This window comes from Emticicia sp. (genome assembly GCF_049241225.1).
In the GTDB taxonomy this organism is placed as follows: Bacteria; Bacteroidota; Bacteroidia; order Cytophagales; family Spirosomataceae; genus Emticicia.
Genome location: NZ_JBMLRC010000059.1, coordinates 29,324 through 31,196 on the forward strand (window position 1 = coordinate 29,324; position 1,873 = coordinate 31,196).

General features: G+C 39.5%; 2 protein-coding genes. Both read left to right on the plus strand.

The window, feature by feature from the left end; translation table 11 throughout:
• On the plus strand, positions 1–1,070 hold a 1,070-nt coding region (locus tag ACOVO2_RS03950), incomplete at its 5' end, for a glycosyltransferase family 4 protein (protein WP_421768718.1).
• A gap of 135 nt (positions 1,071–1,205) precedes the next feature.
• Positions 1,206–1,873: pirin family protein (locus ACOVO2_RS03955; RefSeq protein WP_421768719.1), on the plus strand; the 668-nt coding region annotated here is incomplete at its 3' end.

A 1,873-nucleotide genomic window follows, 5' to 3' on the forward strand; every position in this document is an offset into this window, starting at 1 on the left:
CTTTTAATAATCATACTGGCTTGGGTAATTATAGTAGGTTTGTGATTGATGCCTTGCTAAAATATGCACCTCAACACGAATATTTGGCATATACCCCAAAGCCACCACGAGATAATAAAGCTGGCTTAAAACTATCTCCAAAACTGCCTACTTCACCTATAGGTGGTGGACTTTGGCGAAGCTGGCTAATCAATAACGATTTGAAGAAGGATAATGTTGATATTTTTCACGGTTTAAGTAATGAAATTCCTTTTGGAATCAGAAAATCGGGCGTGAAGTCAGTCGTCACGATTCATGATTTGATTTTTGTACGTTATCCCGAACTTTATCCTGTCATCGACCGATTTTTCTATCAACAAAAATTTCGATACGCTTGTGAAAATGCTGATGCGGTAGTGGCTGTTAGCCAGCAGACCAAAGATGATATTATGGAGTTTTATAAAATTCCTGCTGAACGCATTCGAGTGATTTATCAAGATTGTCAGTCAATATTTTTCAAAAAAGCCCTCCCTGTTGGGGAGGGTGGGGTGGGGTCTATTAAAAGCAAATATTCGCTCAATAAACCCTACATTATTTGTGTTTCATCTTTCAGCGAAAGAAAAAATCAAAAGCGTTTGGTAGAAGCTTTTCTGCAACTGGGTTTGAAAGATTATGAATTGGTTTTGGTAGGCGGGAAATCAAAATATGCTGAAGAAATTTTTAAAGTTCCCCCATCGGGGGTTAGGGGGCTTTTTAGTGTTCCTTCTGCCGATTTACCCGCTTTGTATCAAGGTGCTTCATTGTGTGTTTATCCTTCGTTTTTTGAGGGGTTTGGTATTCCGATTGTCGAGGCCTTGCATTCGGGTATTCCTGTGGTAGCGGCTACTGGCTCGTGCTTGGAAGAAGCTGGAGGAGGTGGGGCTTTGTACGCTAATCCACTTGATGTCAATGATTTAGCTGATAAAATGCATCAGGTTTTGACAGATGGTACGCTACGAAATGACTTGATTCAGAAGGGGAAAGAACATGTCCAACAGTTTTCAGCTGAAAATATTGCTGGGCAACTGATACAACTATACAAAGAATTGTAGTACGAGTGGGTGTGTACTATAGTAAAATTATCTTCGTTTTCATGACTCACAAACCCATTAAAAAAACTATGATGTATAGTTGAACCTTTTAGTAGATAAATATGTATATACATTAAATGTAAATGTATTTTAATTATGAAAACGATATTTCACAAAGCCAACGAACGTGGACATGCCAATCATGGTTGGCTCAATAGTTATCATTCTTTTAGTTTTGCTGGTTTTCACGACCCAAACAAAATTCACTTTGGTGCTTTAAGAGTATTGAACGATGATACCGTTTCGGGCGGAATGGGTTTTGGCACACACCCGCACGATAACATGGAAATTATCTCGATTCCGCTTTCGGGCGATTTAGAGCATAAAGATAGCATGGGAAATACGGCCGTTATCCGAAAAGGCGAAGTGCAAATAATGTCGGCTGGAACGGGAATTTATCACTCCGAAAAAAATAAAAATCATGGTGAAGCCGTGAAGTTTTTGCAAATTTGGGTATTTCCGAAACTCCGCAATATTGAGCCTCGTTATGACCAAAAAGAGTTTTCGATTGACGAACGTAAAAATAAATTTCAGACGGTGGTTTCTCCGCTCGAATCAAACGATGGTGGCGTAGGCATTAATCAAGATGCGTGGTTTTCACTTGGAAATCTCGAAACAGGTGTTGAAACCTCTTACGAAATCAAACGTCAAGGCAATGGTGTTTATGCTTTTGTTTTAGAAGGAGAAATTGAAATCAATGGTCAGAAATTAGGCCGCAGAGATGCTTTGGGTGTGAGCGAAACCGAGGCGATACAAATCAAAGC